A 25,455-nucleotide genomic window follows, 5' to 3' on the forward strand; every position below is an offset into this window, starting at 1 on the left:
GGGCGCGGGTTTTTCCGCGCCCTCTGTTCTCCGTACAGACATCGGAATATTTTATTCGTCTTTCAGCCCGCGGTTAATCAGCATCGGTTCGATGCTGGGCTCTTTGCCGCGCCAGTCGACATACAGTTTTTCCAGATCCTGGCTATTGCCGCGCGACAGCACCATGTCGCGGAAGCGTTGGCCGTTCTCCGCCGTCAGGCCGCCGTGCTCGGTGAACCACTGGAAGGCGTCATCCGCCAGCATTTCGGTCCACAGATAGGCGTAGTAACCGGCGGCATACCCGTTGCCCCAGATATGCTTGAAATAGCTGGAGCGATAACGCGGCGGCACGTAGCTGAGATCGATTTTATCCTTCAGCAGCGATTCGGCTTCGAACTTGTCCACGTCCTGCTGCGGCTGATCCGCGCTCAGCATGTGCCAGTGCATGTCCAGCAGCGCGGCGGACAGCAGCTCGGTCATGTCATACCCTTTGTTGAATTTGTCGGCTTTTTTGATTTTGTCGACCAGTTCCTGCGGCATGGCTTCGCCGGTTTTGTAGTGTTTGGCGAAGTGCGCAAAGACTTTGGGATCTCTGGCCCAGTGTTCGTTGAACTGTGAGGGGAACTCGACAAAATCGCGCGCCGTATTGGTGCCGGACAGGCTCGGATACTCCTGATCGGCAAACATGCCGTGCAGCGCATGGCCAAACTCGTGGAACAGGGTGATCACGTCGTCGTACGACAGCAGCGCAGGCTGACCCGGCGCCGGTTTGGTGAAGTTGGCGACGTTGTAGATTACCGGTTTGGTGCCCTTCAGCTTCGACTGTTCAACGAAGTTGCTCATCCAGGCGCCGCCGCCCTTGTTGTCGCGCTTAAAGAAGTCGGTATAGAACAGGGCCAGCGATTTGCCGTCTTTATCGAAGACTTCATACACGCGCACGTCCGGCTGGTAGACCGGGATGTCCTTGCGCTCTTTAAAGCTGATGCCATACAGCAGGTTGGCGGCATAGAACACGCCGTTGTTCAGCACGTTATCCAGTTCGAAGTAAGGTTTGATCTGCGATTCATCCAGATCGTATTTCGCCTTGCGCACCTGCTCGGCGTAGAACTGCCAGTCCCAGGCTGCAACCTTGAAATCGCCTTTTTGCTGATCGGAAGCCGCCTGAATGTCTTTGGCTTCACGTTCGGCACGCGCGGTGGCCGCCGGAACAATATTGCGCATAAAGCTCAGCGCCGCATCCGGAGTTTTGGCCATCTGGTTTTGCAGTTTCCAGGCGGCATAGTTCGGGAAGCCCAGCAATTTGGCCTGTTCGGCGCGCACCTTGGCCAGGCGGGCGATCGTCTGGCGAGTGTCGTTGCCGTCGCCCTTTTCCGCCCGGTTCCACGAAGCGTCAAACAATGCCTTGCGGGTATCCCTGTCTTTCAGGCTCTGCAACTCCGGCTGCTGAGTGGTATTTTGCAACACCAGCAACCACTGTTTGTCCAGCTTGCGCTCGCCGGCAGCCTGAGCCGCCGCTGCCAGTTCGCTTTCCGACAGGCCGTCCAGTTTGCCTTTATCGGCTATCGCCAGCGCCCCGTCTTTGGTCGCTGCCAGCAACTTGTTGGAGAACTGGGTGCTCAGCGTCGCCGCTTCCTGATTCAGCGCTTTCAGCCTGGTTTTATCGGCGTCGGACAGGTTGGCCCCCGCCAGCTCGAAGTTCTTGTACGTCACTTCCACCAGACGACGCGATTCCGCGTCCAGCTTCAGCGCATCGCGCTGCTGATAAATCGCCTTGATGCGCGCGAACAGCTTGCTGTTAAGCATGATGGCGTCTTCGAGCGCCGCCAGTTTCGGCGAGCTTTCCTCATCCAGCTTTTGCAGCGCGTCGCTGGTGTTGGCCGAGGTCATGGCGCCAAACACGTTCATCACCCGCGTCAACAGCGCACCGGCCTGCTCCAGCGCCACAAAGGTATTTTTAAAATCGGGCTTGGCCGGGTTATTGGCGATCTTCTCCACCTCTTCCAGCTTTTGCTTGATGCCGGCGTCGATAGCCGGGGCGTAGTCGCTTTCTTTGATCAGATTGAACGGCGGCGCCTGGAACGGCAGACGGCTCTGATAGAAGAACGGGTTTTCGTTCTTTTTGTTCTCGTGCTGGTTGGCTTCTCCGGTCACGTTAGCCTCCTTCGCCTGGCCGCTTGGCAACGCGCTATGGCTCGCGTGCGGGTTGGTTTCTTCTGCCTGTGCCTGCGCGCTCAGCGCCATGCCGATCGCCAGCACCAATGTAGATAAACGCATCAAATCGAAACTCCTCCATGTTCACAGAATAAAGTGCACAGGGACCCCGGTCCCCAGACCACATTCTAGCTTAGGCGCAGTTGGCAGTTTGAGCAAAAACAAGTGATTAGAATGGGGTGTCCCGTTACAGGACACCGCGTTGCTGAATGCAGTCTGGACTCTATCTGAAGGATTCAATCAAACAGGTAACCACTCTGAAAGGGTTATTCGATTGCTGTGCCTGCCTTTCCTCTCAACATTATCGTTTTTTTGAAATCACACCGTTCATGTATTGATTCAAATCGCGCAGATCCTGAAGCCGCCAAGTGAACGGCGGCAGCTTTACCCCATTCTCTCGCAAAGTTTTGGGAATCAAGTCCCCATTTGGACGAAGTATTATCGATGAGACAATAACGCCCGGATAATCATTGAGGCGTGCTTTGAAAGCGGGGGTTGTCAGATCAGGTGTAGGCGGATTGCTTTTATCAGCCAATGGCCCCGTGCCTTTGAGATCGGTTCCGTGGCACATAGTACATCTCTGTGAATAGATGTTTTTCCCATTGGCATTATCCGCGAAGGAGAATGAGGCTTGCATTAACGATAAAGCGCCTAGCGAAGCGATGAACAACACTTTCATTTCCATGTGACCTTGTTATGTGAATCAAACCTGAACCGAGCGTAAAACCCGGCGGCGCCACTGCAACACTCAATTATCACGATAACATTTGAAGCGAGATTGTTCATTAGCAACGTACTCGCGCCCACGAGAAGCTAACTGGCTTGCCGGCATTGCCCCACAAGCCCTCAAACCCCGGTCTTCGTTTTCGTGCAACGGCCAGGCGTCTGAGGATCAACGTGGTTTATCGCAGCCGGGTGACGGCAAAGCCTCAACGGGTAATCTTGCTTTTAAAAAAGCCTATAGCTCAGAGTGGTAGCTCCTGCTTTCTCTTTGCCAGCCCTATTTCGCGCCAAAAAAACCGGCATAAGGTGCCGGTTTTAATGGTTTCACTATATTTACATTATTTTGACGTGACTATGAGATTTATTGATTTAGTTTATAAACCCCTGACTGCCATGGTTTTAGTTCGAGTAATGAATCATTCTTTTTCACCACATTTTTGCTGTTGCTTTCTATAAGCACTTTATCAATGGATAAATTATCCGGTAATTTATATCTCATCATTTGCTCCTTGAAGTTAACAACAACAAGATATTTTTCCGCCCCCAGGCTGCGTGTATAGGCGTAGACCGAATCATTTGCCGGATCCAAATCGGTGTATGTGCCATAGGTCAGTGCCGGGATGTCATGCCTTATCTTGATCAACTGACGATAATAATTAAATACCGAGTCGGGCTGTGCGACTTGACTTACCGCATTGATTTCCTGGTAGTTTGGGTTGACCTTGAACCAGGGTTTTCCGCTCGTGAATCCTGCATTTTTGCTCCCGTCCCATTGGAACGGAGTCCGGCTGTTATCCCTGCTCGTCAGGCGTACATTTTGCAAGAACTCTTCGGCTTTCACCTTTCCTGTCTCAACGTAGTCATGCCAAAAACCTTTCACCTCAATATCATCGAATTCATCAATAGCTTTGAAGGGGTAATTGGTCATGCCCAACTCTGAACCTTGATAAATAAAAGGTGTTGCTCGTTGAGTCAGCGTCAAGGTTGCAAGCGCTTTAGCCGATGGCTCACGCCATTGTGGGCGATCGTCGCCAAAGTGCGAGACGGCGCGCGGATTGTCGTGGTTATCCAAGAAGAAGGCATTCCAACCATATTCTCCTGCAGTACGGTCAACGTTATCGATGACCTGCCGGAATTGCGACAATTTCCACTCTTTTCGACGCCATCTTTGATCAGAGTCTCGATCGAGTCTGATTAAGTCAAAGGTAAATGCGATGTTCAGCTCATCGCGACGGCGATCGAAGAACTTTATCGATTGATCCAAAGGTACGCCAAAGATTTCACCGGCAGTCGCAATGTCGTAATGAGACAAAACCTCTTTATTCATTTCATTGACGTAACGATGAATATTAGGGCCCTTGGTATACTCCGCTGCAAAATTCTTCAGCTGTTGTTGGGTGAGATTTGGGAAATCCGGAATTTTTGAGTAGGTCGCTACCGTATCGAAACGTAAACCAGATACGCCTTTATCTAACCAGAAACGTAACATTGCATAAAGATCTTGACGGACTTTGGGGTTATCCCAGTTTAGGTCAGGCTGTTGTTTAGCAAAATAGTGCAGGTAGTATTGATTGGTCTTTTCATCTTTTTGCCACGCCGAGCCACCAAAGAATGAAGGATAGTTATTAGGTGCCTGCCCTTCTTTAGCATCTTTCCAGAAGTAATAGCCGCGATAAGGATTATCCTTACTGCTTTTACTTTTAACAAACCATTCGTTTTGATCGCTTGTGTGGTTGATGACCACATCAATCATCAACCGCATATTCCGTTTTTTCATTTCAGAAATCAGGCGGTCAAAATCCTCCATCGTGCCATATTCTTTCATGATTTTTCGATAATCGCGGATATCGTAACCATTATCCGTGTTCGGGGAATCATAATGTGGGTTGATCCAAATGGCATCAATCCCCAAGGCTTTTAGATAATCTAATTTTTCTATGATGCCGTTAATATCCCCGATACCGTCTCCGTTGGTGTCTTTAAAAGAACGCGGATACACCTGATAAAAAACAGCCTCCTTCCACCATTTAGGAATGGTTTTCGACTGTTCGATACTCTTTTCTTGAAGCAAGGGTTGTTGCGTACCTAAGGCTTGCTGGCATGAGACGGTTAATGATGTGGTTAGAAAAATCGCTAGTGCAGTTTTCAATCCTTGACGGGGCATTACAATACTCTCCTGTTTCTTATTCGAAAAATAAACCTAATTCAATGTTTCCCCTGACATTTAAATATTTAATCGTTAATTTATTAATTTAATACTGATTAATTTTCAGTATCTAATAGAAGCTTCGCAATTATGTTCCCGAACAATGGCTGGGTAAAGTAAATATAAGGCATTGACATTTTTTAAGTGACATTCGTTTTAAATCAGCTGTTTTTTAGCATACTTTGCTAAACCGTGTTAGCAAGAGGGCTGCGAACGCTCTAAACCACTATTAATTTGCGATAACAAAAAACATTTTCATGTTATCTTGCGGGAAATTCCGTTGCTCAACGTGATGATTAGATTGGGAATTATTGCAATTGCCATATAGTAGAAATGTGGCCCCCTTCGACCGCTATTTATTCCTCTTCAAATGGTAGTCCACGTGGTATTCATTGGCATTTCTGAATATCACCGAATAGTTGATGTAATCGCCGGTATCACTGTAAGAAAGCGATGTCAGCCGCAGCAGCGGCGTGCCTTCGGCAACGTGCAGTAGAGCGCCGATCGTGCTGTCTGCCAAGATCGGGCTGAAGCTTTCGTAATTCCCTGCGATATTGATATGGCATTCATCTTCTATATACGAAAACTTTGAACCCTCCAGATGTGCGACTGAGAGGTTGCCAAATAACCTGCCCGGCATGTAACTGTCTTCCAGCACCACAGGCTTCCCTTCCACAAACCTTACGCGACGCGAATAGTAAATGCGTTCATCGGCCTTGATTCGCAACTGGCTGGCGATGGCTGGGGGGGCTCCCATCATTCGAAACTCCAGCACCTCGCTCACCGTGGGCCGGCCCAGTTCTTTCATCAGTTCCGAAAAACCCATCAGCCCGCGGGTTTCATGCTGGAGATCTTTCTGCGCGACGAAGGTTCCGCTGCCGTGACAGCGACGAACCAGTCCCCATTCAATCAGTAAATTTACCGCTTTGCGTAGTGTCATCCTCGATACAGAAAATTCGGCAGCCAGACGTTTTTCACTGGGTAAAGCATCGCCGATAGCAAAATCAGCAGAATTGATACGTATTCTCAGACGTTCGGCAAGCGTTTTGTAGATCACTTGAAGACCTCTTTATCCCTGAATGAATCCTGATAACCGCGCAACAAAAAGAGGTTACCGCACTGTAAAACCTGAAATTTATTTGGCTATTCCCCTGGCTATTTTTTCCTTGAACACTTTAATGTATACAAATCGCCATAAAAGTAGACCACTTCACCCAGGGAGAAAACATGAATGCGATCACAAAATGATTAATCGTTTTGCGACCTTTTTTTTCAAAGTCCTTACTCTTTGAATGGAAAATAAATCGGTTAAAACGAAATAATAAAAATCTGACCCGGAAAAATATGAGGAGTGTTTATGCTCAGTCAAATTCAACGTTTTGGTGGTGCGATGTTTACCCCCGTTTTGCTGTTTCCGTTTGCGGGAATGGTGGTGGGCATTGCAATCATGCTTCAGAACCCTATGTTTCTCGGGGATTCACTCACCGCACCTGGCAGTCTTTTCGCACAAATTGTTCATATTATAGAAGAAGGTGGTTGGACTGTTTTCCGCAACATGCCGCTGATTTTCGCGGTCGGCCTGCCTATCGGACTGGCGAAACATGCGCAAGGTCGCGCCTGCCTGGCGGCACTGGTCAGCTTTATGACCTGGAATTATTTCATTAACGCAATGGGATTAACATGGGGCGATTATTTTGGCGTTAATTTTAACGTTGATCCCGGAGGACACAGTGGACTGACAATGATCGCCGGAATTAAAACTATCGATACCAGTATTATTGGTGCAATTATCATTTCGGGCATAGTCACCTCAATACACAATCATTTATTTGATAAACAACTTCCCGTATTCCTCGGTATTTTTCAGGGCAGCTCCTTCGTGGTCATCGTCGGATTCCTGTTGATGATCCCTTGCGCGTGGCTGACGCTGCTGGTGTGGCCGAAAGTACAGGCCGGCATCCTCTCGATGCAACACTTTATGCTGATCTCTGGTTCTCTCGGCGTATGGGTGTATACCTTCCTGGAACGCATTCTGATCCCTACCGGATTACATCACTTCATCTATGGTCCGTTTATCTTCGGCCCGGCAGCTGTCGAAGGCGGAATTCAGGTTTACTGGGCAGAGCACTTGCAGGCATTCAGCGAGAGCACAGAGCCGCTGAAAGTCTTATTCCCGCAAGGCGGATTCGCACTGCAAGGTAACTCGAAAGTCTTCGGATCGGTCGGTATTGCGATGGCGATCTACGCCACTGCCGCACCGGAAAATCGCGTCAAGGTGGCAGGACTGTTGATCCCGGCGACGCTGACCGCCTTACTTGTCGGTATTACCGAACCCCTTGAGTTCACTTTTCTCTTCATCTCGCCACTGCTGTTTGCCATACATGCGTTACTTGCCGCCACAGTGGCGACGCTGATGTACATGGCAGGCGTGGTCGGCAACATGGGCGGTGGGCTACTGGACCAGTTCCTGCCGCAAAACTGGATCCCGATGTATCACAATCACGCCTCGATGATGTTCACCCAGATTGCTATCGGGCTGGTATTCACCGGCATCTGGTTCCTGGTATTCCGCACGCTAATCCTGCGTCTTAACCTGAAAACACCGGGGCGTGAGGATAGCGAAATCAAACTCTACAGTAAGGCTGACTATCAGGCGCAGAAAAATCCGTCGGACCGCACCAGCGACATCCCGGCCCCCTCTTCAGCACAAGCCCAGGCGGTGGGCTATCTACATGCACTCGGCGGCAACGGCAATATTGTCAACCTCAACAACTGCGCGACGCGGCTGCGTATCACGCTCGGCGACATGACGCTGACGCAGAGTGACGACATCTTCAAAGCCTTGGGCGCACATGGCGTGGTACGGCGCGGCAACGGCATTCAGATCATCGTGGGCCTGCACGTTCCTCAGGTCAGGGACCAGATAGAAACGCTGATGAAGCAAGATGCTTTCACACCATCATCCATATCCGGGGTGAGTTCCCCGACAAAAACATCCATTACGGAGGCAGTATGAAGAAGAAATTCTCAGTAGTCGTGGCCGGCGGCGGCAGCACATTTACACCGGGTATCGTATTGATGTTACTGGCGAATCTGGAAAGGTTCCCGCTGCGTTCCATCAAGTTTTATGACAACGATGGCGCACGTCAGGAAATTGTGGCCGAAGCGTGCAAGGTGATCCTCAAAGAACAGGCGCCGGACATTGAATTCGGCTATACCACAGATCCGAAAACGGCCTTTAGCGATGTCGATTTTGTCATGGCGCATATCCGTGTCGGTAAATATCCGATGCGCGAAAAAGACGAAAAAATCCCCCTGCGTCATGGCGTCGTAGGACAGGAGACCTGTGGGCCTGGCGGTATCGCTTACGGTATGCGCTCCATCGGCGGCGTACTGGAAATCGTCGATTACATGGAGAAATATTCCCCGGACGCCTGGATGCTGAATTACTCGAATCCGGCCGCAATTGTGGCGGAAGCGACGCGCCGTTTGCGCCCGCACTCCAGGATCCTCAACATTTGCGATATGCCGATCGGCATTGAAGGACGCATGGCGCAGATTGTCGGGCTGAAATCGCGTAAAGAAATGCAGGTGCGTTATTACGGACTGAATCACTTTGGCTGGTGGACGTCGATTGAAGATTTGAAGGGTAACGATCTGATGCCCAAGATCCGCGAACATGTGGCTAAACACGGCTATGTACCGCCAACCGCCGAGCCGGGTGTCGAAGCCAGTTGGAATGATACATTCGCCAAAGCGAAAGATGTCTGGGCGTTAGATCCGTCTACGTTCCCGAACACCTACCTGAAATATTACCTGTTCCCGGACTACGTGGTTGCGCATTCCAATCCGGAACATACCCGCGCCAATGAGGTGATGGAGCACCGAGAAAAACACGTTTTCAGTTCCTGCGCTGCGATTACCAAGGCGGGGAAATCTTCCGCCGGCGAACTGGAGATTGATGAACACGCGTCTTACATCGTTGACCTGGCAACCGCCATCGCATTCAACACTCAGGAAAGAATGTTGCTGATTGTGCCGAATCAGGGCGCCATCAACAATTTTGATCCGGAAGCGATGGTTGAAATTCCGTGTCTCGTCGGTAGTAACGGGCCGGAACCTCTGACTGTCGGTAAGATCCCGTTGTTCCAGCAGGGGTTGATGAGCCAGCAGGTGGCGGTTGAAAAACTGGTGGTCGAAGCCTGGATTGAGAAATCCTATCTGAAACTGTGGCAGGCGATAACGCTCTCGAAAACCGTGCCGAGCGCTTCTGTCGCTAAAGCCATTCTGGACGATCTGCTCGAAGCCAATAAAGACTACTGGCCAGAACTGAAGTGATTTGACGATTATTATCTGTGGCGGCGCAACCTTCGGGGGGCGCCCACACAATGTTCGAAAACAACCCGCCGCGGTTTTAGCCCTGTCCCCCCCTCCCGTAACAAGCAATAATCTCCCCGGCCACCGCTACCGCGATCTCCGCAGGCAGTTTGCCTTTGACGTCGGGCAAACCCAGCGGGCAGCGCATGGTGGCCACCGCCTGTTCGCTGATGCCACGCTGGCCAAGCTTGTATTCGAAGCGTTTACGCTTGGTCAATGAACCAATCAGGCCAAAGTAACCGGCATCGCCACGGCGTAAAATACGCTCCGCCAGCGCCAGATCCAGCGCGTGATCGTGGGTCATCACGATGAAATAACTGCCCGGCGGCATGGCATCGACGATCTCCAGCGGCTCATCGCAAATCTCTTGCTGCACGCCCGGCGGCATCGCCGCAGGGAACTCCGCCGCACGCCCATCTACCCAACGCACCCGGCACGGCAAGGTGGCGAGAATGTTCACCAGCGCACGGCCCACATGCCCGGCGCCAAACAGCGCGATTTGCGGGCGCGGCGGGATCAAGGGTTCGAACAGCACGCTGGTGGTTCCGCCGCAGCACTGGCCGAGCCGCGCCGCCAGCGGGAAACGCTCCAGCCGCAGCGTGGCGTCACCCTGTTGCAACATTTCACGCGCAATCGCCAGCGCCTGGAACTCCAGGTGACCGCCGCCGATGGTATTGACCGCCCGTTCGGCGGTCACCAGCATTTTGGTGCCGCGGTTACGCGGCGTGGAACCCCGTTCGTCCACCAACGTCACCAACACGCAGGGCTCGCCACGCCTGCGTGCTTCCGCCAGCGCCTCAATCCAGTCGTCCATCGCCGTTCTCCCGCATCAATTCAGTGACAACGTCACTTGACAGCATCTGTTGCACGCCCCACAGCACCCGTTCCGGCGTGGCCGGCGCGTCAATATTGGGCTGCAGGCGGTAATCCGCCAGGCTGGCGACCGCGTCCTTGATCGCACACCACACCGAGATCCCCAGCATAAACGGCGGCTCGCCCACCGCTTTGGAATGAAACACCGTATCTTCCGGGTTTTTGCGGTTCTCCAGCAGCGTAACGCGCAGATCGGCGGGCACATCGCCAATCGCAGGAATTTTGTAGCTGGCCGGGCCGTTGGTCAGCAGCCTGCCCTGTTCATCCCACACCAGTTCTTCACTGGTCAGCCAGCCCATGCCCTGCACAAAGCCGCCCTCAACCTGACCGATGTCGATAGCCGGGTTCAGCGAGTCGCCCACGTCGTGCAGAATATCGGCGCGCAGCAGTTTGTATTCGCCGGTCAGGGTGTCGATCAACACCTCCGCGCAGGCCGCGCCGTAGGCAAAGTAATAGAACGGGTGACCGCTGGCCTTGTCGCGATCGTAGAAAATCTTCGGCGTGCGGTAGTAACCGGTACTGGCGAGCGAAACCTGATTGAAATACGCCTGCTCGACCACCTGCTCGAAGCTGAAATAACGCTCGCCCACCCTGACCTGGCCGTTGCTGAAGGCAATTTGATCGGCGCTGACCTGGTGCTGTTTGGAAAGCATGTCGATCAGCCGCTGTTTAATGATTAGCGCCGCATTTTCCGCCGCCTTGCCGTTCAAATCGGTGCCGGATGACGCTGCCGTCGGCGAGGTGTTCGGCACCTTGCCGGTATCGGTGGCGGTGATCTGTATGCGTTCAATATCCACCTGGAACACTTCGGCGACAATCTGCGCCACCTTGGTGTTCAGCCCCTGGCCCATCTCGGTGCCGCCGTGGTTGAGCTGAATGCTGCCGTCGGTGTAAACCAGCACCAGCGCGCCGGCCTGGTTGAGGAAGCTGGCGGTAAAAGAGATGCCGAACTTCACCGGCGTCAGCGCCAGCCCTTTTTTCAGGATCGGGTTCTCGGCGTTGAAACGACGGACAGCCTCGCGCCGTGCCTGATAATCCGCGCTGCGTTCCAGTTCGGCGGTCATTTCCTGCAGCAGGTTCTGCTCCACCGGCTGGTGGTAATGGGTGATGTTGCGGTGGTCCTTGCCGTAATAATTGGTCTTGCGCACCGCCAGCGGATCGAGCGCCAGATAGCGCGCAATATGGTCCATGATCTGCTCAATCGCCATCATGCCCTGCGGCCCGCCAAAGCCGCGATAGGCGGTATTGGACGCGATATGGGTTTTGCAGCGGTGGCCGGTAATCAATACATCTTGCAGAAAATAGGCATTATCGGCGTGGAACATGGCGCGATCGACAATAGAACCGGAGAGATCGAGCGAATAGCCGCAGTTGCCGGCCAGGTCGATCTTGATTCCGTTCAGTAACCCGCTGTCGTCAAAGCCAACGTCATAGTGGATATAAAACGGGTGACGCTTGCCGGTGATCAGCATGTCGTCATGGCGATTGAGGCGCATTTTGGTTGGCCGCCCGGTCAGGTGCGCCACCACCGCACACAGGCACGCCGGGCCGGCTGCCTGGGTTTCCTTGCCGCCGAAGCCACCGCCCATGCGACGCATGTCGAGGGTGATCTTGTGCATCGGCAGATTGAGCACCGAGGCCACCAGTTTCTGGATTTCGGTCGGGTTCTGGGTGGAGGAATACACCAGCATGCCTCCGTCCTCGGCGGGCATCACTGACGCAATCTGGGTCTCCAGATAAAAATGCTCCTGGCCGCCGACGTGCAACTCGCCCTGAATGCGGTGCAAAGCCCGCGCCAGCGCGCCGTCGGCATCGCCGCGCCGATGATGGTGCGCCTCCTGCACCACAAAGCCTTCGCGCAGCGATTGCGTCACGTCCAGCCGCACCGGCAGCTCCTGATACTCCACCTTCACCGCCTGCGCCGCCCGCCAGGCGATCTCGGGATCTTCTGCCGCCACCACCGCGATCACCTGCCCGACGTACTCCACCGTCTCCTTCGCCAGCAGCGAATCGCCGTGGGTCAGCGGTGCAATATCCAGTTCCCCCGGCACATCCTGCCAGGTGATCACCCGCACCACGCCGGGGAAGGCGTAACAGGCCGACAAATCCAGCTTGATGATGCGCGCATGTGCCCGTTCGCTCAGCTTGGCCGCCAGATGCAACTGGTTTGGGTATTCCAGCCGATCGTCAATGTATTGGGCCTCACCGCTGACGTGTTTGTCGGCGCTTTCATGTTTGCGGCTACGGCCCACCCCGGTGGTCAATGGCTGGCGGAAACGTTCGGCCAGTTGTTCCTGCGTCGCTTCAATGCGTTTGTTATTACTCATGAGCCGTCACCTCAATTGCCAAATGCGGCGCGGTCAGCGCAATGAAATAGCGGCGCAGCAGGTTTTGCGCTACCAGCAGGCGATAACCGCTGCTGGCGCGAAAATCGCTAAGCGGCGTAAAGTCCTGCGCCAATGCCTGCACCGCACGTTCAACGGTGGCGCGCCGCCAGGGCTGCCCCACCAGTTGCTGTTCGCATAGCAAGGCGCGTTTTGGCGTCGCCGCCATGCCGCCAAATGCCAAGCGGGCACTGCGAACCATGCCGTGCTCGATCCTCAGGTTAAAAGCGCCGCATACCGCCGAAATATCGTCCTCCAGCCGTTTGGAGACTTTCCAGGCGCGGAAATCCGCCGGAGCGGTGGCCGGCAACACGATGCTTTCGATAAACTCCCCCGGTTGCAGCGCGGTCTGGCGATAGCCCAGGAAGAAATCGTGCAACGGCAACTCACGCCGCACATCGCCGCAGCGCAGGTTCAGCATGGCATCCAGCGCCAGCAGCATGGGTGCGCCGTCACCAATCGGCGAAGCATTGGCGATATTGCCCCCCAAGGTACCCTGGTTGCGGATCTGCTGCGAAGCGAAACGCGCCAGCAGCTCGCCGAAGGCCGGATGATACTTTTCCAGTAGCGGATACAGATCGCTCAGCGCCGCACCGGCACCGATCGTCAAGCGTTCGCCCTGCCAACTGACTTGCTTCAACGCCTCAATCTGCCCAATGGCGATCATCAGCGGCACATCCTGGTGACGCTGGGTGACCTCCAGTGCCAAATCGGTGCCGCCGGCCAACAATTTTGCCTGCGGGTGTTGCTGATACAACACCGCCAGCTCGTCGATCCTTTGCGGCATCAGACAGCGTTTACCCGCCGCTTCCAGCGGCGTCGCTGCGCGGATGGCTTGCAGGCGTTCCACGGTTTGCCGTTGCCCGCGATCGAAACTGTCCTCGCCCTTGACGCCGCAGGCCTGCTGCGCCGCCGCCAGAATCGGCCGGTAGCCGGTGCAGCGGCACAGGTTGCCCGCCAGCGCCTGTTGCGCCTGTTCACGCTGGTATTCCCCGCCGTTCTTTTGCAGACAGAACATCGACATCACAAATCCCGGCGTACAAAAACCGCACTGCGAGCCGTGACAATCGACCATCGCCTGCTGCACGCTGTGCAATTGGCCATTTTGCTTCAAATCCTCCACCGTGATCAGCTGTTTGCCGTGCAGCGCGCTGACAAACGTCAGGCAGGCATTGACGCTGCGGTAGCGTAACTGCCCGCCTTCCGGCTCGGCCAATACGACGGTGCAAGCGCCGCAGTCACCGGAGGCACAGCCTTCTTTGGTGCCGCAACGGCCCAGGTTGCGGCGCAGATAGTTCAGCACCGTGGTGTTGGGATCGAGCGCGCTTTCACTTTTTAGCGTTTGATTAAGCAGGAACTGGATCATGCTGCCTCCTGGTGCGCAGCCGCGCGATAAACCACTTTGCCGTCAACGTAGGTGCGATAAACGTTGCGATCGTCCCCCAGCGTCATCAGCAAGAACAGCTGGTCCGCCAGTTCGCGGCTGTTTTCATGGCGCAGCTTCTGCAGCGGCGACACCGCCGGATCCAACACCACAAAATCCGCCTCTTTACCGACGCCGAAGTTGCCGATTTTATCGTCCAGCGCCAACGCGCGCGCACCGCCCAAGGTGGCGTGATAGAAGGCTTCGCAGGCGGCGAGTTTATAGCGCTGCAACTGGCCGATCTTGTAAGCCTCGCCCAGCGTTTGCAGCATATTGAAGGTGGTGCCTGCGCCGACATCGGTGCCGATGCCCAGCTTCACCTGCTTCTGCCAGGCTTTTTGCAGGTTGAACAACCCGCTGCCGAGAAACAGGTTGGAGGTCGGGCAGAAAGCGATCGCCGAACCGGTCTGGCACAGGCAATCCCACTCTTGCTCTTCCAGATGCAGGCAATGAGCGAAGACGCTTTTCTCGCCGGTCAGGCCGTACTGGTGATACACATCCAAATAGCTGCTGTTCTCCGGGAACAGCGCCTTCACCCAGGCCACTTCATCCAGGTTCTCACTCAGGTGGGTGTGCAGCCAGGCATCCGGAAACTCTTCGCGCAACCGCTGCACCTGCGCCAATAGCGCTGGGGTGCTGGTGGGGGCGAAACGCGGCGTTATCGCATAGCCCAGGCGTTGTTTGCCGTGCCAGCGCTCGATCAGTTCACGCGTTTGCCGGTAGCTTTGCTCCGGGGTTTCCAGCAGTTCATCCGGTGCGTGGCGGTCCATCATCACTTTACCGGCGATAAGACGCATGTTCAGTGCCGCCGCCTGGCTGAACAACGCGTCAACCGACTGCGGATGTACCGTACCGAACACCAACGCCGTGGTGGTGCCGTTGCTTAACAGTTGTTGCAGGAAGAACGCCGACATCTTGCCGGAATGCCGTTCGCAACAGAACTGGCTTTCGGTCGGGAAAGTGTAGTGCTTCAACCACGCCAACAGTTGATCGCCATAGGCGCCGATCATTTCGGTTTGCGGGTAGTGGATATGGGTGTCGATGAACCCCGGCACGATCAGCTTGTCGCGGTAATGCGTCACCTCAAAACCCGGCGGCAACAGCGGTTCGCCCTGCTGCCAACTGCCGAGCCAGACAATGGTACCTTCATTAAGCAGCAGTAATCCGTCGGGAATATGCCGCAGTTGCTCATTCAACTGCTGCGGGCTCTCCACGCAGGCCGCGATATCGAAAAAATTGCCACGAATAGCCGTGGTGAATTGCATGTTCATGTTGCCGTTCCTTTTCTACCGACTCGCCTACGTCATTGCGCTGAGAGAACGCTGCCTGACGAGATCTGGCGGTCTGTTTTATTGTTTGCAGATGTTGAGTTAAGAATAGCAAAGGGTGTGCCACATGCCTGGAGAATTAAAATATCACCTTAAAAAACAATAAATTAAAATAAAAATATTTATTTTAAAACAAAAACAAAATAACATGCATAATAAGCAACCGTTTGCTTATCGGTAAAAAAAAGCGAGTGCACCAATCTCGGGCATTGATGCACAGAAGTCGTGAATTTTTATTTCCACTTTATGTTATTCATTCCTACTTTAATTATTCACATAAATACAGTTTTCAAAGACGATAATTTCACTTTTCAGTCACTTTATTAATTAAATGTATTTATGGTGCAGCATTGATCTATATCAATGTTTGATTTATTCTCACATGGACTTATGGCAATCAGCGCTATTATATTGACACATTAAAGATGCCCGTAAAAAACACCAACGGCGCACCCACCACCTAAATAAACCACCGGTCAACATGGCTGACTGCCGTTTATGATATTCATTTCTCATGAATGGCATATGCGTATTTACAATGATTTTTTATAGATAGTCATCAAGTTGTCACAACATAAGGAAAAGTATTTATGCTTAACCCTACCGTTTTACATCAATATAAAAATCAAACCCGAGATTCCGCGTCACTGATGCCCGATATGTCAGGGAAAAATATCCTGATGGGGTTCTGGCACAACTGGGCCCCCGAGCAGGGGCAAGGTTATCAGGGCGGCATGTTCACCGAGATGGCGCTGACCGACATCCCTGTGGAATACAACGTGGTAGCCGTGGCCTTTATGAAAGGCAGCGGTATCCCGACGTTCAAACCCTATCGCTATTCAGATGCGGAATTCAGACAACAAATCAATGTGTTGAATGCACAAGGCCGCGCAGTGCTCATCTCCCTTGGCGGTGCTGACGCGCATATTGAACTCTACGCCGGCCAAGAAGACATGCTGGCCTATGAGCTTATCAGGCTGGTGGAAACCTACGGCTTTGACGGGCTGGATATTGACCTCGAACAATCGGCCATCACCTTTGCAGACAACCGCACGGTTATTCCCGCCGCATTGCGCATGGTAAAACAACATTACGCCCAGGAAGGTAAAAATTTTATTATCAGCATGGCGCCGGAATTCCCTTACCTGCGTGACTCCGGCAGTTATCTCGCCTATCTCAAAGCGCTAGAAGATATTTACGATTTCATTGCGCCGCAATATTACAATCAGGGCGGGGATGGCGTTTGGGTCGACGAATTAAATCAACTGGTCAAACAGAATGACGATGCCATGAAAGAGGATTTTCTTTATTACCTCACCGACAGTCTGGTTCACGGCACCCGCGGTTTCACCGCCATTCCGGCGGATAAATTTATTATCGGCTTGCCTGCCAATATCGACGGTGCAGCAAATGGTTATGTCATTCATCCGCAAGACGCCATTAATGCACTTGAACGCCTGGATAAAGCAGGCAACCCGATCCGCGGCCTGATGACCTGGTCTGTCAGTTGGGATGACGGCGTGAACAAATCCGGGAAACCTTATGATTGGGAATTCGTCACCCGTTACGGCTTTTTGACCGGCGGCGGCAGCGGCGAGAAACCTTCGGCCCCCGCCAATCTGGTCGCCACGGCGCAAACCCAAAGCAGCATTACCCTTTCCTGGAGCGCCTCCAGCGGTGCCAGCCCTATTGCACACTACTCCGTCTTCCGCGATAACCAGAAAATCGCCCAACCAACGGCGACCCACTTCGTCGACAGCGGCTTGGCGGCAGGCACCCAGTATCGTTATACCCTCAGTGCAACCGATACCGAGGGTAATTCCTCTTCAAGCAGCGTACCGCTGTTGGCCAGCACGCTGCCCGGCGCTGCACCACAATGGCGCACAGAGCAATGGTATGACCGTGGCGAGCGCGTCAGCTATGCCGGCAATACCTATTTGTGCATTCAGGAACATACCTCTAACCGATTCTGGCTCCCGTCCCTGGCCGACATGCTTTGGCAGGTCGAAACGCGTCGATAATCTCGCACGGCCTTTACACGCACAATTATTAATATCTCATTGAATAAATGGAGAAATGAAATGGCTAACGCACGACGTAATCAACCTCGCCACGGGCATGTGTTTTCCCCCGAATCTCGCGCTATCTTCGCCTATCAAGAAGGTAAATTGACGGATACCGATCCGAGTTCTCTGGAGGCAGGAAAATTCTTCCCCGCCACCGCGGGCGGATTGCATGACCCTATTGCACCAACCGACGATCTCAGCAATGTCCCGGCGGCGGACGGGAAAATCGCCAGCGGTGGCTGGCCTGGCGCACTGTTCCTCGACGAACCCGGCACCCAATGGCGCAAACATGAGGTCAAAGCGGGCCAGCCCCTCACGGTATCCTGGGCATACCATGCGCTGCACCTCACCCGTCGCTGGAACTATTTCATCACCAAGGCCGATTGGGATCCGCAACGCAAACTCGCGCGCGACCAATTCGAATCGACGCCCTTCTATAAAGCAGAGCTTTCCGCCCAACCGCATTGGGAGCATCAGGCAGCGTTAACGCCGCCTGAACCGACAATCCATCAGCTGACGCTACCGGAAAGACATGGCTACCATGTGCTGCTCGCCATCTGGGAAGTCGCCAATACCGGCAACGCGTTTTATCAGGTTATCGATCTCAACTTCACCGATGCCGGCGGGAACGAGCGTCCGACCCCTCCGGGCGGCCTGCATGCCACCCATGTGACCACAAACTCGCTGGAGTTAGCCTGGTCCGCCTCCCACGGTGCACACCCCATCACCCGCTATTCCGTTTTTTGCAACGGCGACCTGTTGGTGACGCTTGACGCGTCGACGCTCGGCTATACCCATAAAAACCTGGCTCCGGACACGGACTACACCTATTTCGTCTCCGCCACGGACAGTGAAAATAATCAATCGCTGCCGGGGAATTCGATCGTGGTTCGCACCCTCAATGAAGGCGGGGAGGACAATCCGCCTACTGCACCGGGTAATTTGCATTCGATGGGCGTCACCGCAGACACCGTGCGTTTGATGTGGTCAGCATCGACAGGCGGCCATGCGCTTAAGCATTATTATGTGTATCGCGACGGCATTCAGGTGGGCACCACCTCGCCGACGCAGCATGAATATACAGATGCCGGGCTTAGCGGCAGCACCGAATACCGCTATTTTGTCGCGGCCATAGACGTGCGGGATTACCTGTCCCTGCCCAGCAATGTGTTGATCCTGAGCACCAGCGGCGGGGGCAACATTCCGGAATGGGCGCTCAACACGCGGTATGAGGTGGATGACAAGGTCCGTTATCAGGGGAAAACCTATCAATGCTTGCAGGCCCACATCTCAAACGAGGGGTGGAATCCGGCGGAAACCGTCACTATTCTTTGGAAGGAAATCAGTGCATTAGCACGGTAATTTAGCCTCACGCCAAAGGCTCCTTTTCAGGAGCCTTTTTTACGACTATTTCAATAACACTTCATAACGTGGGTTAAACTCGTCGAACAGCGGCAGCGCCGCCGCCCCCAATGCTGCGGTATCTGCGCCGGTGGTGCCCAACCGCACGCGCAGACCATCTAGGTATTTGCTGCGAACCGAGCGGTGCAAGGGCGCCAAACGTTTGATCAACTGTTCAACGATGCTTTCCGGCATCAGCCCGCCAATAATCACCGCTTCGGCATCGAACATGCACTCGACGATGTTGATCGCCTGGCGCAGCGCAGGCACCGCAGAATCCAACCAGAGGTCGATCTGCGCCTGCGGCAATGCCAGCAGATCCTGCGGCATGGCACGCATCGGATCCAGCCCGCAGCTCTCATAGGCTGCCTGCAGCGAGACGTAACGCTCAAGGCACCCCTGGTTGCCGCAATAACAGGCACGCCCGCCCGGTTGCACAATCATGTGGCCTATTTCACCGGCATTGTGCGCATGGCCGGTATAAATACGCCCGTCAGTGAAGATCCCCGCCCCGAGGCCGGTGCCGAGATACAGATAAATAAACGAATTGAGCTGCCTGGCCACGCCGTGCAGACGTTCGCCGATGGCGGCGACGGTGGCGTCGTTCTCCAGCGTCACCGGCAGGCCGCTCTGCGCGTTAAGTTCAGCCACTACATCGATATTTTCCCAGCCGTTGAGGGTGGTCGGCCCAACGGAGGAGATCCCTTCCACGCCAAACGGCCCCGGCATCACCACACCGATGCCCAGCATTTTTCCCCAGGCCATATCAGGCTGTTGGCGCATTTCTTGCAGTACATCACAAATCAGTTTCAAGGTCGCAGCAGGTTGCGGCTTTTGCACCATAATCAGCCGATGGAAACGAACGCTTCCTGACAGATCAACGACGATGATCAGAAGCGACTGGTGATCCAGATGGATGCCGATGGAATACGCACTGTCTGGATTGAGGGTCAACGGCGTCGCCGGTTGGCCCCTCCCTCCGGCACGGCGTGGCAGGTGCGAGGAGAGAATGCCGGCCTGTTCCAGCTCTGTCGCGATGTTTGAAACGGTTTGCGGCGTCAGTGAGGTCAGCCGGGCGATTTCGGCACGGGTCAGTTCGCCGTGCAGACGGATTGCCTCTATCACTACGCGCCGGTTGTGTGCACGAGCATGTTCAAGGTTAGTGCCGGATGTCGTCATAACTGCCTATGCAGAAAGGGAAATCGGTGTTTGCAGTATGGTGCCCTCCATTAAAGCAATCAAATTGATTTAAGAATCTTTTTAACACCGGAGAACGCACCATGAAAAGCCCTATCCGCGCCGCTAAGGCCGCCTGTACCCTGTCTGCCCTGGCGTTTTGCATCTCAAGCGCCTTTGCCGCCCCTACGCAAATCAACGCGCTGTTTATGACCCAGGCGGCTTATAGCGAAAACGACATTCGCGCCATGACCGCAGATTTCACCCAACAGCACCCGGATATCACCGTTAACCTCGAGTTCGTCCCTTACGAAGCGCTGCACGATAAAATCGTCGCGGCGCGCGGCGCAGGCAGCAACGGCTACGACGTGGTGCTGTTCGACGCCATCTGGCCGGCCGAATTCGTTAAGTTCGGCCTGCTGCAGGATGTCACCTCGCGCATCAGCGCCGACGACAGCGGCAAGATTTTCGACGGCGCCATGACCACCGTCACTTACAAAGACAAGCGCTGGGGAATGCCGTGGATCCTCGATACCAAATACCTGTATTACAACAAAGCCATGCTGGCCAAGGCCGGCATCAGCGCCCCGCCGAAAACCTGGCAGGAACTGGCGCAGCAGGCGGAAATCCTGAAACAGAAAAACGTGGTCAAATACCCCCTGGTGTGGAGCTGGTCACAGGCCGAGGCGCTGGTTTGCGATTACACCACGCTGGTGTCCGCCTTCAAGGGGCAGTTCTTCCAACAGGGGAAAATCAACTTCTCCACCCCAGGATCATTACAGGCCGCCAGCTACATGAAAGACACGCTGGACAAGGGGCTGACCAACCCGAACTCGCGCGAATATCTGGAAGAGGACGTGCGCAAAGCCTTCTCTAACGGCGACGCCGCCTTCGCGCTCAACTGGACCTATATGTACAACATGGCCAACGATCCGAAGCAGAGCAAAGTGGCCGGCGATGTCGGCATCGTGCCGGCTCCGGGATCGGTTGAGGGCCAGGTTTCCGCCGTCAACGGCTCGATGGGCCTCGGCATCGCCAAGGCCAGCGCCCACCCGGATCAGGCCTGGCAGTACATCAGCTACATGACCTCCCAGCCGGTACAGGATAAGTACGCCAAACTGAGCCTGCCGATCTGGAAATCTTCCTACGACGATCCGGCGGTGCAGAAAGACCAGCAACCCTTGATCGCCGCCGCCAAACAGTCGTTGAACGTGATGCTGTCGCGCCCTGAAACTGCCGATTATTCACGGCTTTCCAACGGATTGCAGCAAGATTTGCAGCAGATCCTGCAAGGCAAGGTGACGCCGCAAGCGGGCCTGGATGCGGCCACCAAAAGCGCGGCACGGCTGCGTTAAGGGATGACGATGCTCACTTTGCCCCAACGTGAGCGGCGTCAGGCATGGGTGCTGCTGGCACCCATGCTGCTGATGATGCTGCTGTTAACCGCCTGGCCGCTGGGCCGCACCCTGTGGCTGAGCTTTACCGACGCGGCGCTTGTCGGTGACGGTGTAACGCCTGCCTGGATCGGCGTCGATAACTTTCTGTATGCCCTGACCGACCCGGATTTCCAGGCCGCACTGTGGCGCACGCTCTATTTCACCGTGGTTTCGGTGGCGTTTGAAGGGGTGATTGGCGTGTTGGTGGCGCTGCTGCTCAACCAGCAATTCCACGGCCGCAACCTGCTGCGGGTGCTGGTGATTTTGCCCTGGGCGCTGCCCACCATCGTCAACGCGACAATGTGGCGGCTGAACTTCAACCCGGATTACGGCAGCATCAATGCGCTGCTGACCCAGCTTGGGGTCATTGACCATTACCGCAGTTGGCTGGGCGATCCCGCCTCGGCGTTGAACGCGGTGATGCTGGCGGATATCTGGAAAAACTACCCGCTGATCACCCTATTGACGCTGGCGGCACTGCAATCTATCCCGGAGGATTTGTACGAGGCGGCCCGACTGGACGGCGCTTCCGCCTGGCGGCGATTCCGTGCCATCACCCTGCCCGCCATTCTGGCCCCGCTGGCGGTGGCGCTGGTGTTACGCACCATCGACGCCTTCAAGGTGTTCGACATCATTTACGTGATGACCCGCGGCGGGCCGATGGACAGCACCAAGACCCTCAGCTTCTTCGTTTATCAGGAATCGTTCAGCTATCTGCGTGCCGGCAGCGGCGCCGCCTACGCAGTGCTGATGACCCTGCTGTGCGGTTTGCTGATCGCACTCTACATGCTGATGCTGTTCCGCCAGCGCCGAAGGAGCCTCGCCGATGAAGCGTAAAATCCGCCTGATGCTGCGCTATGGCGCCGCGCTGTTGCTGGCGCTGTCGATCCTCGCGCCGATGCTGTGGCTGTTTTTGATGAGCGTCAGTTCCTCCGCCGATCTGACCCGCGTGCCGCTGGAATGGCTGCCGCGCCGCTGGGACTTTTCGCGCTACGGTAGCTTGCTGTCGTTACAGGCCGGCCAGCCTGGGGCACTGTTCCTGCACGCGCTGTTCAATAGCCTGCTGGTGGCCTGCGGCGCTACGCTGATTTCGCTGCTGCTGGCGATCCCGGCGGCGTTCAGCTTCTCACGCTATCCGGGCCGCGACGGCTGGCTGTTCGCCAGTCTGGCGATTTATATGGTGCCGCCGGTCGCCTTCGTGCTGCCGCTGTACTTTATTCTGCAACAGCTGGCGCTGCTGAATACCCATATCGGCCTGGTGCTGGTCTACTGCTCGCTGATCCTGCCGTTTCTCACCTGGATGCTGAAGAATCAGTTCGACGCCCTGCCGATCGATATCGAACAGGCGGCGCGGCTGGATGGGCTGCGTCAGTGGCAGGTGTTGCTGCGCATCACGTTGCCGCTGGCGAAACCGGCGCTCGGGGCTTCGGCGCTGTTCGGCTGGTTGCTGGCCTGGGACGAATTTTTCTACGCGCTGCTGTTTACCAGCAACATTCAGGCCCAGACGCTGCCGGTGACTATCGCCGGTTTCACCGCGGGGCGCGCCACCGATGACGGATTGATCGCCGCAGTCGGCATGTTGGCCGCCATACCGCCACTCTTTATTGCCATTTGGCTGCAAAAAACGCTGGTCAGCGGGTTAACCAGCGGCGGCAGCAAAGGCTGACTTAAAAGGGAAAAAATTCACATGATGAATACCAACACCAGACCCACCCTGTACGTGGTCGGCAATATCAACGTCGACGTGATCATGAGCACCCTGCACCAGTGGCCGCAGAAAGGCACCGAGACGATGCTGGATCACAGCGAACTGCGCCCCGGCGGCTCGGCCGGCAACTGCGCGCTGGCGTTGGCGGCGCTGGAGACGCCTTACCGGCTGGTGGCCAATCAGGGCAACGACTATTTCAGCCCCTGGCTGGCGCAGCTGTTCCCGGAAAGCTCGCTGTATTGGCCGACCTACAGCTGTGAAACCTCGCTGACCTTCGGTGTGACGCACCCCGACAACGAACGCACCTTTTTCAGCAATCAAGGGCACATCACCCGCCTGAGCCAGGATGACGTGCTGCACCAGATCCCGCTGTTCGCCGGCAACGGCGACACCGTGCTGTTATGCGGCACCTTCCTGTGCACCACTTTGCTGGCGGATTACCCGGCGCTGCTGCAAACGCTGCGCCAGCGCGGCTACCGCATTGCGGTGGACACCGGCTGGCCGCCGCAGGGCTGGAGCGATGCGCTGCGCGGGCAGATCGCCGACTGGTTGCCGTTCTGCGACATTCTGCTGCTGAATGAAGTAGAAACCTGCGGCATGGCAGGCCATGAAGATCTGTACACCGCCGCCCGCACCCTGAACCGCCAGCAACCGACCGACGCCGCCTGTGTGGTGAAATGCGGGCCGGACGGCGCGCGCATGTGGTGCGGCGAACGGCTGTTGCAAGCTGCGGCGCACCCGATCAAGGTGGTCGATACCATCGGCGCCGGCGACAGTTTCAACGCCGGGTTCCTGACCGCCTGCCTGCACGGCCATTCGGCCACGGTGGCGCTGCGCTGGGGCATTCGCGCCGCCAGCCACGCCATCAGCAGTTCGCCGCGTCAATACCTGGACTGGAACACCCTGAAAACCTGCGCCGGAGAGATGATCTGATGGCAAGCGTAGAACTGGTGAAAGTCGCCAAATATTATGGCAAACAGCGGGTGTTGAATCCGCTGGATCTGATCATTCCCGACGGCAGCTTTACCGTGCTGGTCGGCCCCTCCGGCTGCGGTAAATCCACGTTGCTGCGCTTGCTGGCCGGGCTGGATACGCTATCCGATGGCGCTATCCTGCTGGATAAACAGAAAATTAACGATCTGGACCCCGCCGATCGCGATATCGCCATGGTGTTTCAGAGCTATGCGCTCTATCCGCACCTGACGGTGGCGGAAAACATGGCGTTTCACATGCAGGTCATGAAGGTCAGCAAAAGCGAGCAGCAGAGCAAAGTGCAGCAGGCGGCACGCATTCTGGCGATCGATCATCTGTTGCAGCGCTATCCGAAAGAGCTGTCCGGCGGCCAGCGCCAGCGGGTGGCGATGGGGCGTGCCATGGTGCGCAATCCGAAGGTCTTTCTGTTCGATGAGCCGTTGTCCAACCTCGACGCCCAGTTGCGCATGGAGTTGCGCGCCGAGATAAAATCGCTGCATCAGCAGTTCAAAACCACCACGGTGTACGTCACCCACGACCAGATTGAGGCCATGACGCTGGCCGATCAAATCGTGGTGATGAAAGACGGCAATATCGTGCAACAGGGCCGGCCGCTGGAGATCTACGACGCGCCCGCCAACACCTTTGTGGCGCGCTTTATCGGTTCGCCGCCCATGAACCTGTTGGAGGGTATCGTCACGCCGCGCGGCGATCGCCCCGGCGTAACCTGCGGTGAGCTGTGGCTGCCGCTACCCGATAAGTGGCGTCAGGCAATTGCGGGCAGTAACGTGATCCTCGGACTGCGCCCGCATGATTTTCTGCTGGTGGAGGTCAGCGAACAGCCGCCCGCCCAGCTTCGGCTGATGGAGATCACCGGTGATGTCAGTCTGTTGCACCTGACCTGGGGCGGTTACCGACTGCATGTGCAGTTCAGCGGCCGCATCAATGCAGAAAGCGGCCAGCCGCTGTGGCTGGCGCCCAACATCGACGCGATCCACCTGTTCGACGCCGCCAGCGGCCAGCGGCTAAGCGAAAGTTGAGTGTTGATTACCCATGACTTCGGCCTGAAAAAACCGGGCTGAAACTGGCTATTCCCCTCTGCGAGCGCAGATCGCTGTGCTCGCTAATCATCACCTGCTTAACCTCTTTTTAACCTGTGTACGATGCGCTATGCTCGAAAACTCGTCCGGAT

At 55.4% G+C, this 25,455-nt stretch carries 18 protein-coding genes; 9 read left to right on the forward strand and 9 right to left on the reverse strand.

Features of this window, described 5'->3' with window-relative positions; genetic code table 11:
* Positions 1-51 precede the first annotated feature (51 nt).
* The 4 genes from dcp to SPL01S_RS07005 all read right to left on the reverse strand — a co-directional run bounded on the left by dcp (position 52) and on the right by SPL01S_RS07005 (position 6,176).
* Positions 52-2,253, reverse strand: a complete 2,202-nt coding sequence (gene dcp / locus SPL01S_RS06990) for a peptidyl-dipeptidase Dcp (RefSeq protein WP_063198488.1) — start codon at positions 2,251-2,253, stop codon at positions 52-54.
* Positions 2,254-2,491: 238 nt separating this feature from the next.
* On the reverse strand, positions 2,492-2,869 hold the full coding sequence (locus tag SPL01S_RS06995; protein WP_232246008.1) for a c-type cytochrome: 378 nt from the start codon (positions 2,867-2,869) through the stop codon (positions 2,492-2,494).
* Between the two features lie 405 nt (positions 2,870-3,274).
* On the reverse strand, positions 3,275-5,077 hold the full coding sequence (locus SPL01S_RS07000; protein ID WP_063198493.1) for a glycoside hydrolase family 13 protein: 1,803 nt from the start codon (positions 5,075-5,077) through the stop codon (positions 3,275-3,277).
* Positions 5,078-5,471: 394 nt separating this feature from the next.
* Positions 5,472-6,176: a GntR family transcriptional regulator gene (locus tag SPL01S_RS07005; RefSeq protein WP_013812786.1), complete on the reverse strand. Its 705-nt coding sequence runs from the start codon at positions 6,174-6,176 to the stop codon at positions 5,472-5,474.
* Between the two features lie 300 nt (positions 6,177-6,476).
* Between SPL01S_RS07005 and SPL01S_RS07010 the strand changes: the two genes are divergently transcribed.
* The gene (locus SPL01S_RS07010) at positions 6,477-8,135 is read left to right on the forward strand and encodes an alpha-glucoside-specific PTS transporter subunit IIBC (RefSeq protein ID WP_063198496.1); all 1,659 of its coding nucleotides are present in this window, start codon (positions 6,477-6,479) and stop codon (positions 8,133-8,135) included.
* Positions 8,132-9,457: a 6-phospho-alpha-glucosidase gene (locus tag SPL01S_RS07015; protein WP_062870729.1), complete on the forward strand. Its 1,326-nt coding sequence runs from the start codon at positions 8,132-8,134 to the stop codon at positions 9,455-9,457. Before SPL01S_RS07010 ends, SPL01S_RS07015 begins: the two co-directional genes overlap by 4 nt.
* Positions 9,458-9,533: 76 nt before the next feature.
* Here SPL01S_RS07015 and xdhC read toward each other — a convergent pair whose 3' ends face one another.
* From xdhC to guaD, 4 genes are read right to left on the reverse strand one after another with little or no spacing between them, the layout of a single operon-like run.
* Positions 9,534-10,310: a xanthine dehydrogenase accessory protein XdhC gene (gene xdhC / locus SPL01S_RS07020; RefSeq protein WP_063198498.1), complete on the reverse strand. Its 777-nt coding sequence runs from the start codon at positions 10,308-10,310 to the stop codon at positions 9,534-9,536.
* Positions 10,294-12,696 (reverse strand): xanthine dehydrogenase molybdopterin binding subunit, encoded by a 2,403-nt coding sequence (gene xdhB / locus SPL01S_RS07025; protein ID WP_063198501.1) that lies wholly within the window; start codon positions 12,694-12,696, stop codon positions 10,294-10,296. The genes xdhC and xdhB overlap by 17 nt, the downstream gene beginning before the upstream one ends.
* On the reverse strand, positions 12,689-14,119 hold the full coding sequence (gene xdhA, locus SPL01S_RS07030) for a xanthine dehydrogenase small subunit (RefSeq protein ID WP_063198503.1): 1,431 nt from the start codon (positions 14,117-14,119) through the stop codon (positions 12,689-12,691). The genes xdhB and xdhA overlap by 8 nt, the downstream gene beginning before the upstream one ends.
* Positions 14,116-15,447, reverse strand: coding sequence for a guanine deaminase (gene guaD / locus SPL01S_RS07035; RefSeq protein ID WP_063198506.1), 1,332 nt, complete (start codon positions 15,445-15,447; stop codon positions 14,116-14,118). The genes xdhA and guaD overlap by 4 nt, the downstream gene beginning before the upstream one ends.
* A gap of 647 nt (positions 15,448-16,094) precedes the next feature.
* Between guaD and SPL01S_RS07040 the strand changes: the two genes are divergently transcribed.
* Positions 16,095-17,525 carry a fibronectin type III domain-containing protein gene (locus tag SPL01S_RS07040; protein WP_063198509.1) on the forward strand — a complete coding sequence of 477 codons (1,431 nt, stop codon included), beginning with the start codon at positions 16,095-16,097 and terminating at the stop codon, positions 17,523-17,525.
* Between the two features lie 60 nt (positions 17,526-17,585).
* Positions 17,586-18,932: a lytic polysaccharide monooxygenase gene (locus tag SPL01S_RS07045; RefSeq protein WP_063198511.1), complete on the forward strand. Its 1,347-nt coding sequence runs from the start codon at positions 17,586-17,588 to the stop codon at positions 18,930-18,932.
* A 45-nt stretch (positions 18,933-18,977) separates the two neighbouring features.
* Here SPL01S_RS07045 and SPL01S_RS07050 read toward each other — a convergent pair whose 3' ends face one another.
* Positions 18,978-20,150, reverse strand: coding sequence for an ROK family transcriptional regulator (locus SPL01S_RS07050; RefSeq protein WP_062792417.1), 1,173 nt, complete (start codon positions 20,148-20,150; stop codon positions 18,978-18,980).
* Between the two features lie 101 nt (positions 20,151-20,251).
* On the opposite strand from SPL01S_RS07050, the gene SPL01S_RS07055 reads away from it, so the two are divergent.
* Genes SPL01S_RS07055 through SPL01S_RS07075 form a run of 5 tightly spaced genes read left to right on the forward strand, consistent with a single transcriptional unit; the run spans position 20,252 to position 25,303 of the window.
* Positions 20,252-21,502, forward strand: coding sequence for an extracellular solute-binding protein (locus tag SPL01S_RS07055; RefSeq protein ID WP_063198513.1), 1,251 nt, complete (start codon positions 20,252-20,254; stop codon positions 21,500-21,502).
* 9 nt (positions 21,503-21,511) lie between these two features.
* Positions 21,512-22,420: a carbohydrate ABC transporter permease gene (locus tag SPL01S_RS07060; RefSeq protein WP_063198515.1), complete on the forward strand. Its 909-nt coding sequence runs from the start codon at positions 21,512-21,514 to the stop codon at positions 22,418-22,420.
* The gene (locus SPL01S_RS07065) at positions 22,410-23,249 is read left to right on the forward strand and encodes a carbohydrate ABC transporter permease (protein ID WP_063198518.1); all 840 of its coding nucleotides are present in this window, start codon (positions 22,410-22,412) and stop codon (positions 23,247-23,249) included. Before SPL01S_RS07060 ends, SPL01S_RS07065 begins: the two co-directional genes overlap by 11 nt.
* A gap of 21 nt (positions 23,250-23,270) precedes the next feature.
* Positions 23,271-24,224, forward strand: coding sequence for a carbohydrate kinase family protein (locus tag SPL01S_RS07070; RefSeq protein WP_081113148.1), 954 nt, complete (start codon positions 23,271-23,273; stop codon positions 24,222-24,224).
* Positions 24,224-25,303, forward strand: a complete 1,080-nt coding sequence (locus SPL01S_RS07075) for an ABC transporter ATP-binding protein (protein WP_063198520.1) — start codon at positions 24,224-24,226, stop codon at positions 25,301-25,303. Before SPL01S_RS07070 ends, SPL01S_RS07075 begins: the two co-directional genes overlap by 1 nt.
* Positions 25,304-25,455 lie beyond the last annotated feature (152 nt).

The organism is Serratia plymuthica NBRC 102599, assembly GCF_001590925.1.
Lineage (GTDB): Bacteria > Pseudomonadota > Gammaproteobacteria > Enterobacterales > Enterobacteriaceae > Serratia > Serratia plymuthica.

Bases quoted from the DNA above. Each gene is read 5' to 3' on its own strand.
- dcp (WP_063198488.1), bottom strand. From the start codon at position 2,253: ATGCGTTTATCTACATTGGTGCTGGCGATCGGCATGGCGCTGAGCGCG.
- SPL01S_RS07050 (WP_062792417.1), bottom strand. From the start codon at position 20,150: ATGACGACATCCGGCACTAACCTTGAACATGCTCGTGCACACAACCGG.
- xdhC (WP_063198498.1), bottom strand. From the start codon at position 10,310: ATGGACGACTGGATTGAGGCGCTGGCGGAAGCACGCAGGCGTGGCGAG.
- SPL01S_RS07075 (WP_063198520.1), top strand. From the start codon at position 24,224: ATGGCAAGCGTAGAACTGGTGAAAGTCGCCAAATATTATGGCAAACAG.
- SPL01S_RS06995 (WP_232246008.1), bottom strand. From the start codon at position 2,869: ATGAAAGTGTTGTTCATCGCTTCGCTAGGCGCTTTATCGTTAATGCAA.
- SPL01S_RS07015 (WP_062870729.1), top strand. From the start codon at position 8,132: ATGAAGAAGAAATTCTCAGTAGTCGTGGCCGGCGGCGGCAGCACATTT.
- xdhB (WP_063198501.1), bottom strand. From the start codon at position 12,696: ATGAGTAATAACAAACGCATTGAAGCGACGCAGGAACAACTGGCCGAA.
- SPL01S_RS07045 (WP_063198511.1), top strand. From the start codon at position 17,586: ATGGCTAACGCACGACGTAATCAACCTCGCCACGGGCATGTGTTTTCC.
- SPL01S_RS07055 (WP_063198513.1), top strand. From the start codon at position 20,252: ATGAAAAGCCCTATCCGCGCCGCTAAGGCCGCCTGTACCCTGTCTGCC.
- SPL01S_RS07040 (WP_063198509.1), top strand. From the start codon at position 16,095: ATGCTTAACCCTACCGTTTTACATCAATATAAAAATCAAACCCGAGAT.
- guaD (WP_063198506.1), bottom strand. From the start codon at position 15,447: ATGAACATGCAATTCACCACGGCTATTCGTGGCAATTTTTTCGATATC.
- SPL01S_RS07065 (WP_063198518.1), top strand. From the start codon at position 22,410: ATGAAGCGTAAAATCCGCCTGATGCTGCGCTATGGCGCCGCGCTGTTG.
- SPL01S_RS07070 (WP_081113148.1), top strand. From the start codon at position 23,271: ATGATGAATACCAACACCAGACCCACCCTGTACGTGGTCGGCAATATC.
- SPL01S_RS07010 (WP_063198496.1), top strand. From the start codon at position 6,477: ATGCTCAGTCAAATTCAACGTTTTGGTGGTGCGATGTTTACCCCCGTT.
- xdhA (WP_063198503.1), bottom strand. From the start codon at position 14,119: ATGATCCAGTTCCTGCTTAATCAAACGCTAAAAAGTGAAAGCGCGCTC.
- SPL01S_RS07000 (WP_063198493.1), bottom strand. From the start codon at position 5,077: ATGCCCCGTCAAGGATTGAAAACTGCACTAGCGATTTTTCTAACCACA.
- SPL01S_RS07060 (WP_063198515.1), top strand. From the start codon at position 21,512: ATGCTCACTTTGCCCCAACGTGAGCGGCGTCAGGCATGGGTGCTGCTG.